6 protein-coding genes and 1 pseudogene are annotated in these 7,488 nt (G+C 69.9%); 2 read left to right on the top strand and 5 right to left on the bottom strand.

The window, feature by feature from the left end; translation table 11 throughout:
* Nucleotides 1-411, bottom strand: a 411-nt coding sequence (locus FUT87_RS04025) for a hypothetical protein (protein ID WP_222617040.1), incomplete at its 3' end; no start/stop codon positions are given.
* 366 nt (nucleotides 412-777) lie between these two features.
* On the opposite strand from FUT87_RS04025, the gene egtB reads away from it, so the two are divergent.
* Both egtB and egtD read left to right on the top strand, forming a co-directional pair.
* The gene (gene egtB / locus FUT87_RS04020; RefSeq protein ID WP_404935357.1) at nucleotides 778-2,007 is read left to right on the top strand and encodes an ergothioneine biosynthesis protein EgtB; all 1,230 of its coding nucleotides are present in this window, start codon (nucleotides 778-780) and stop codon (nucleotides 2,005-2,007) included.
* Entirely contained in the window at nucleotides 2,004-2,918 is a 915-nt protein-coding gene (gene egtD, locus FUT87_RS04015; protein WP_147240163.1) for an L-histidine N(alpha)-methyltransferase, read from the top strand. Before egtB ends, egtD begins: the two co-directional genes overlap by 4 nt.
* 12 nt (nucleotides 2,919-2,930) lie before the next feature.
* Here the strand turns inward: egtD and FUT87_RS04010 are convergent, their stop codons facing one another.
* From FUT87_RS04010 to FUT87_RS03995, 4 genes and pseudogenes are all read right to left on the bottom strand, one after another.
* Nucleotides 2,931-3,686, bottom strand: coding sequence for an N-acyl amino acid synthase FeeM domain-containing protein (locus FUT87_RS04010; protein WP_091725574.1), 756 nt, complete (start codon nucleotides 3,684-3,686; stop codon nucleotides 2,931-2,933).
* Nucleotides 3,687-4,117: 431 nt separating this feature from the next.
* A pseudogene (locus FUT87_RS30315) lies at nucleotides 4,118-5,421 on the bottom strand (lyase family protein).
* 236 nt (nucleotides 5,422-5,657) lie between these two features.
* Nucleotides 5,658-6,401, bottom strand: a complete 744-nt coding sequence (locus tag FUT87_RS04000; RefSeq protein ID WP_091725581.1) for a SapC family protein — start codon at nucleotides 6,399-6,401, stop codon at nucleotides 5,658-5,660.
* Nucleotides 6,398-7,488: hemolysin family protein (locus FUT87_RS03995; RefSeq protein WP_147240161.1), on the bottom strand; the 1,091-nt coding region annotated here is incomplete at its 5' end. The genes FUT87_RS03995 and FUT87_RS04000, both read right to left, overlap by 4 nt.

Raw genomic sequence — 7,488 nt, 5'->3', positions numbered from 1 at the left:
CAGCGCGAGCTCGCGCAGCCCGGCTTCCAGCAGCGGCTGGAACAGGGCCGAAGGCGCCTCTCGCTCCAGCTGGAGCCGCAGCGGCCGCCGGCCGTCGCCCCAGCGCCGGATGAGGTGCAGCCAGAGCCCATGTTCGGGCGACTCCAGCTGCGTCTGCAGCACGTCCCCGATCGGCTTCAGGTGAAAGAGCTGCGCGGCCAGCCGAGGCGATGGCGGCTGATCCCCGACGCACACCAGCAGGCGATGCGGCAGCAAGACTTGCAGCCGGCTCTGGCTCCAGACGAAGAACTGGGCCGGCGTCGTCGGCTGCCGCGCGCTCCACACCGCCTCGAGCAGCCGCTCCGCGAGCAGGCGATCCTGCAGCCACGACAGCGGCAGCGCGTCGCCATCGGCCAGGACGGCGGGCGGCATTGAAACGGTCGGCAGCGAGGGCGGAGCGATCGTCGAGGACAGCGAAGGCGGCGTCATGGACATGGAGGGATGCGTGAGCCGGGGCGACGCCAGCGTGCCCGCGCGGCGTGACGTCCCGATGAATGGCGCGCGATGAGCCGCGCACGATGTCGGCGCGCCGCGGGTACCCGCCTTGCCCTTGCTGACATCGGGTGGCAGCTGAGCCGTCCCTCCGGCGCCCGCGCAGCGGCTCGCGCCGGATGGGGAGATGGCAAATCGGCTACCGTTGTCGCTCGGCCCATCCTCCCCCGGGCCGACAGGAGTTGCTTGCATGTCGGATCACGATCTGCCGCCCGCGCGCGCGACCTCGCGCGCCGTTACGAGGCGGTGCGGCGTCACACGCTGACGCTGGCGGAGCCGCTGTCCGCCGAGGACCAGGCCGCCCAATCGATGCCGGACGCCAGTCCCGCCAAATGGCACCAGGCCCACACGAGCTGGTTCTTCGAGGCCCTGTTGCTGCGCCCTCACCTGCCGGGCTACCAGCCGCTCGACGACAGCTACCACTACCTCTTCAACTCGTATTACGAAGGCCTCGGCCCGCGCCATCCGCGGCCGCAGCGCGGCCTGCTGACGCGGCCGTCGCTCGACCAGGTCCGCGCCTACCGGCAGCACGTCGACCTGCACATCCACCAGTTGATCGCGCGCTGCGACGACACGCGCTGGGCCGCGATCGCGCCGACGCTGGAACTCGGCCTCCATCACGAGCAGCAGCATCAGGAGCTGCTGCTCACCGATGCGCTGCATCTGCTGTCCTGCCATCCGTGGCGGCCCGCGCTACTGGACAGCCCGCCGTCGCCGGCGACCACCGGCGTGAGCGCCTGGCTGCGCCACGAGGGCGGGCTCGTCGAGATCGGCCATGACGCCCGGGCCCCGGGGGCAGGCTTTGCCTTCGACAACGAAGGACCGCGGCATCGCGTCTGGCTCGAGCCCTTCGAGATCGCGAGCCGGCTCGTCACCTGTGGCGAGTTCCAGCGCTTCATCGACGACGGCGGCTATCGCGAGCCGCGCTGGTGGCTGTCCGACGGCTGGGCCACGGTGCAGGCCCAGGCGTGGCGGGCGCCGCTGTACTGGGTCGACGCGAGCGATGGCAATGGCGATGGCGGACTCGGCGCGCGCGCCAGCGGTGCCGCCTCCCGCTGGGCCGTCTTCGGCCTGCATGGCCTGCGGCCGCTGGATCCCGCCGCGCCGGTGATGCAGCTCAGCTTCTACGAGGCCGCCGCCTACGCCGAATGGGCCGGCGCGCGCCTGCCCAGCGAGCAGGAGTGGGAGGCCGCGTCCGCGCTGCCCGGCATCGCGCAGCTGCACGACCAGGCGTGGCAGTGGACCCGCTCCGCCTACCACCCTTACCCCGGCTTCCAGCCGCTGGAGGGGGCCGCCTCGGAATACAACGGCAAGTTCATGGTCGGCCAGCTGGTGCTGCGCGGCGGCAGCGTCGCCACCCCGCCCGGCCACACGCGACCGACCTACCGCAACTTCTTCCCGCCGGCCGCGCGCTGGCAGTTCACCGGGCTGCGACTGGCCCGCGATGCGCGCCCGCGCGCGGAGACCCACGCATGAGCAGCTTCGCCGAGGACCTTCACGCCGCGCTTGCCGGCCCCGAGCACACGATCTCCCCCAAGTACTTCTACGACGCGCAGGGCTCGACGCTCTTCGAGCAGATCTGCGAGCTGCCCGAGTACTACCCCACCCGCACCGAACTGGCGCTGCTGCGCCGCCATGCCGGCGACATCGCCGACCGCATGGGCCCGGACGCCCAGGTGATCGAGTACGGCGCCGGCGCGCTCGTGAAGGTGCGCCTGCTGCTGGAGCGCGCGACGCGCCTGCACAGCTTCGTGCCGGTGGACATCTCCGGCCCGCACCTGCTGGCGGCCTGCGAGGCGCTGCAACGCGAGCAGCCCGCGCTGCGCATCCTGCCGGTGGTGGCGGACTTCACCCGCCCCCACGTGCTGCCCGATGCGCCGCCCGAGGGCCGGCGCATCGGCTTCTTCCCGGGCTCGAGCATCGGCAACTTCGATCCGCTGGAGGCGCTCGAGTTCCTGCGCCTGCTGCGCGAGGAACTCGACGGCGGCGCGCTGCTGATCGGCGTCGACCTGATCAAGGAGCCGGCGCGCCTGCATGCGGCCTACAACGACGCCCAGGGCGTGACCGCGCGCTTCAACCTCAACCTGCTGCGGCATGCGCAGCGGGCGCTGGGCCTGGAGTGCGACCCCGCCGGCTTCGACCATTACGCGTTCTACGACCCGCGCAAGCACCGCATCGAGATGCACCTGCTGCCTCGCGGTGAACAGCAGCTGCAGCTGCAGGGACGGCGCTACACGCTGGTGCCCGGCGAAAGCCTGCACACGGAGAACTCGTACAAGTACAGCGTCGAGAGCTTCCAGGCGCTGGCGCGGGAAGCGGGCTTCCGGCCGTCAGCCCACTGGACCGACGATCAGCGCTGGTTCAGCCTGCACTGGCTGCAGGCCTGAGGCGCGCGACGCTCACGCGTCGTAGCCGTAGACGTCCGCGAGCTTGCTCAGCAGCTCGGGCTCGTCGTCCGTCGAGAAGAAATAGGGGAAGAGGGTGCGGGAGCGCCCTTCGTCCTCGTTCAGCGTGCCGCCGTACTCGCGGACCTTGCTCGCGCCGTAGGCGAGCGACAGGCTCATCAGCACCGCCGGCGCGCCGACGCTGCGGTGCAGGCGCTCCTCGCCGTGCGGCTGGAAATCCAGCATGCGGCGATAGAAGGCCTTGTGACGCGGATTGACCTCGATCACCAGGAACTCGGCGCCCCAATGGTGGGCGGCATGCAGGTAGGCCAGGTGGAACAGGCTGGCCAGCACCAGCTTGGACGGGCCTTCCGGATCCGCGGCCAGGCGGGTGAATTCGCACAGCTGCCAGCCCTGCTGGCGCATGCCGGCCATTTCCTGCGGGAAGCTCTGGTCCGCGGCGAGGTTGCCGCTGTCCCGCCGCAATCCCAGCGTCGACACCAGCCGGCCTTCCCAATAAGCGCCCAGCGTCACGTCCGCGGAACGGCTCAGCCTGTAACCCCGTGACGCGTAGCGACGCTCCAGCAGGGAATGACCAGCGCCTTCCATCAGCGCGCGGATTTCGATGCGGCCATAGGCCGTCTCGCGCGTGACGAGTTCCACCGAGTCGGACCGAACGAAGGGAATCTCCGCGCGAACGGATTGCAGCGCCTGCAAAGGGCTTGCGGGCGCTTCCAGTTCGATGCTCGACAGGTGAGATTCGTCGCTCATTCCCAACTCCAGACTGCTTGGTTATCAAGGGCGAGTCTATGGCCCACTCAAAGTAATTACTGCCGGGCGCTACGATAGATAACAAATGCGTACCTGACCTTACGGGTCTGTCCCGGGTTCGGGTCGGGGTCAATCCCCTGCCAGGGCGAAACCCCGCATTTGAGGGAATTCGGTTACATCCCGGGCACCCCGCCGCAAACCAGCGTCAGCCCTCATCGCCGTTCGATATTGCGGAATCCCCGGGGACCCGCCGGCGGCCTCCCGGCCGCGGTTTTGTTGCAGGTGTAACCAGATGCGATTCGTTCAGATGCCGAATTCAGGGGACAAAACGCCCAGAATTTTTTACCGAAACCCTTGGACGGCATGGGGATATTTGTCGCTTCGCGCGCGACGCGCTCGCTGAGCGACCCGAAAGTTCGTATCGCGTTGCGTCAGATCCAGGGCGTCGCTGCCAGGGTCTCCACGCGCCGTCGGGCGTCGGCCATCAGCGCGTCGACGCGCCCATCCGCCTGGGCCGCGATCGCTTCCAGATCGAACATCGCCGCCAGTTCCTCGGACGAGAGCGCCGTCGGCGGCAGGTCGCCGACGTCGATCGCCGCGAGCAGCAACTGCTCCAGCGTCCCCTGCCCCAAGCGCACCCGGCTGATCAGGTCGCGGACGATGGCCCCGGTGCGCTGCCGGCCCAATCGCGGCATGAGCAGGTGCTCCAGGCGCTCGCTCGCAACCAGGCCCTGGCGCTCGAGCACGTGCGCGCGCATCCGGTCGATCCGCAGCACCGGCTCGGCCAGCGCGCGGTTGAGCGCCTGCACCGCCAGGTGGGCGCCGCCCATCAGGCCGCTCCATTCCGCGAGTTCCGCCGGGTGCTGCCCCAGGCCGCGCTCGTGTTCGGGCGTCATGCAGCCCATCAGGCTGGCGACGCGCTGCGGCGCGCGCTGGACCGCCGCCAGCGCCTGCAGCGCGGCCACCGGATTCTTCTTGTGCGGCATCGACAGGCAGGCGCCGTAGCCCTCGCCGGGCGGCTCGTTGAGTTCGTCGACCTCGGCCTGCGCCATCAGCGCGAAGTCCTGCGCCAGCTTGCCGAGGTTGCCGCACAGCAGGCCCACCTCCATGCCCAGGCGCAACCAGCGGTCGCGCTGCGTGTGCCAGCACATGTCGGGCAGCGGCAGCGACAGCTCGGCGGCCACGGCCGCCAGCATGTCCTCGGCGCGGTCGCCCATCGCGTCCAGCGTGCCGACGGCGCGCCCAACTGCAGCAGCAGCGAGGCCTGGCCCTGCTCGCGCAGCCGCTCGGCGCTGCGCAGCAGCGGCATCAGCCAGTTCATCAACTTGAAGCGCAGGCTGATCACCTGCGCCGGCTGCATCATCGTGCGGCCCAGCAGCGGCACGGCGGCGTGCCGCTCGGCCAGCTCGAGCAGCCGGGCGCAGAGCTGCTGCAGGTCGTCGTCGATCAGGCGCAGCGCCTCGCGGGTGCGCAGCACCATCGCGGTGTCGACCAGATCCTGCGCGGAGGCGCCGCGATGCACGTAGACCGCGGCGGACGGGTCGAACAGCGCGACCGTCTCGCGCAGCCGCTGCACCACCGGCAAGGCCAGGTTGCCGCTGCGTGGCGCCGCCGCCACGAGCGCGGGCACGTCATAGAGCTCGGCGCGGCACAGGCTGGCGATCGCCTGCGCCGCCGGCGCCGGGATCAGGCCCACGCGGGCCGCGGCCCGCGCGAGCGCGGCCTCCACATCCATCATCGACTGGACCACCGCGGTCGGCGAGAACACCGATTCCATCGCGGTGGACGACAAAAAAGCCTCGAACAGCATCTACGTCCTCTCGGTCGAGGATGCTATCGAGGCTCCTGCGTACGCCGTACTCAAGCAAACCCGCTTGGGGTTTGTCTCGGCCGGTGATCGCCCCTCTTTTTTTCACTCCCTCTCCCCGCTTGGGGGGAGAGGGTGGGGGTGAGGGGGGTCCCCCCAGGCGCTCAGTTGGCCGGCACGTACATCTGCGCCAGACGGCTCATCAGTCGCAGCGACAGGCGATGCATCGTGATGACCTCCAGCAGGCCGTTGCGATGCAGCTCGACGATCTTCGCGTCGGGCAGTTCGGCCAGGGCCTTCTCGTTGATGGTCATGAAGCCGTCGACATCGAGCTTCTCGCCGCTGGGCAGTTGCGCCTCGAAGCGCATGTCCTGCAGCAGGTCCAGGTCCTGCAGCAGCTCGCAGGCCTGGCGGGTGCGCTCGGCCTCGCGCTCGAAGTCCTCGCAGAACTGCTTGGCGTTGAGCAGCAGCTCGGAGGCCTCGCCGTCTTCCTTGAACAGCGGCTCGCCGTCGGTCTCGGAGAACGCGCCGGAGCCCATGTCCAGGCACAGCGCCATGTCGCTGCCGTTCTCCTCGATGCGGGCCATCGCGAAGGGCCAGCGGCGCACGTAGGCCGGCACGTAGCGGCCGGTCCACTGGCCGTCCTTGACGAACAGGTTGCTGCCCTGCTTCAGGCCGAACACGGCCAGCGGCGCGATCGCCGGACGCTGCCCTTCGGCCGCCTGGCCGACGCGCACGAACACCACCGGGTACTCGAGGCTCGCATCGGCGAACTCGGCCACGGCGACGAACAGCGAGTTCAGCTGGGTCACGCGGTCCAGCACCGGCGCGCCGATCTTCATGCGCGTGCTCTTGTGCTGCACCCGGTCCACGGGGACCAGGTTTTCATACATCGGGGGGTTGCTCATTGATTCACTCCATCGTCCGCCAGTCGCGAGACCAGCACCTTGTCCACACGCTTGCCGTCGAGGTCGACCACCTCGAATCTCCACGCGTCCCACTCCACCACATCGGCCGTGCGCGGCAAGCGCCCCAGCAGCAGCATCACCATGCCGGCCAGGGTGTTGTAGCGCCCACGGTCCTCCTCGGGCAGTTCCTTCAAGTCCAGCCGGTCCTTCAGCTCGGTGACGGGGATCAGGCCGTCCATCAGCCAGCTGCCGTCCTCGCGCTGGACCGCCCAGGCGTCCTCGCCGTCGGACGAGTTGAACTCGCCCGCGATCGCCTCCAGCACGTCGCGCATCGCGACCACGCCCTGCACCTCGCCGTACTCGTCGACAACGAAGGCCAGCGGCGTGTCGGTGCCGCGCATGTGCGCGAGCAGCTCCATGCCGGACAGCGTCTCGGGCACGAACACGGGCGGCTCCAGGCCGGTGGACAGATCCAGCATCTCGCCGGCCAGCACGCGGGCCAGCAGGCTCTGCGCGCTCACCGTGCCGACCACGTCGTGCAGGCCGCCGCGGCAGACCGGATAGCGGCTGTAGCCGTGCGCGCGCAGGATCTGCAGCACCTGCTCGGCGCGATCGGTCGCGTCCAGCCAGGCGATCTCGGCGCGCGGGATCATCATCGAGCCGATCTGGCGCTCGTCCAGCCGGAACACGTTGCGCACCATCTGGTGCTCGTGTTCCTCGATCACGCCGGCGTCGCGGCCTTCCTCGAGGCTGGCGGCGATCTCCTCCTCGGTCACCGAGCGGTTGGCGCGCCCGCCCATGCCCAGCAGCTTCAGCGTGAACTCGGTGCAGAAGCTCAGCAGCTTGACGAAGGGCCGCGTGATCAGCGACATGATCTCCATCGGCGGCGCGACCAGGCGCGCGACGTTCTCCGGGAACATCTGGCCCAGGCGCTTGGGCACCAGCTCGCCGAAGATGATGGTCACGAAGGTCAGCACCAGCACGACCAGGCCGGTGGCGGTGATGTCGGCGGCGCGTTCGCTGAGCGGGGTGTGGGCGCGCAGCACCTCGGCCAGCGGCCCGGAGAAGGCCGCCTCGCCGACGATGC

It is taken from the genome of Mitsuaria sp. TWR114 (assembly GCF_007997345.1).
The sequence above is the reverse complement of the archived record's forward strand: the minus strand, read 5'-3'. Positions and strand labels throughout refer to the sequence as shown.

Bases quoted from the DNA above. Each gene is read 5' to 3' on its own strand.
- FUT87_RS04010 (WP_091725574.1), bottom strand. From the start codon at position 3,686: ATGAGCGACGAATCTCACCTGTCGAGCATCGAACTGGAAGCGCCCGCA.
- egtD (WP_147240163.1), top strand. From the start codon at position 2,004: ATGAGCAGCTTCGCCGAGGACCTTCACGCCGCGCTTGCCGGCCCCGAG.
- FUT87_RS04000 (WP_091725581.1), bottom strand. From the start codon at position 6,401: ATGAGCAACCCCCCGATGTATGAAAACCTGGTCCCCGTGGACCGGGTG.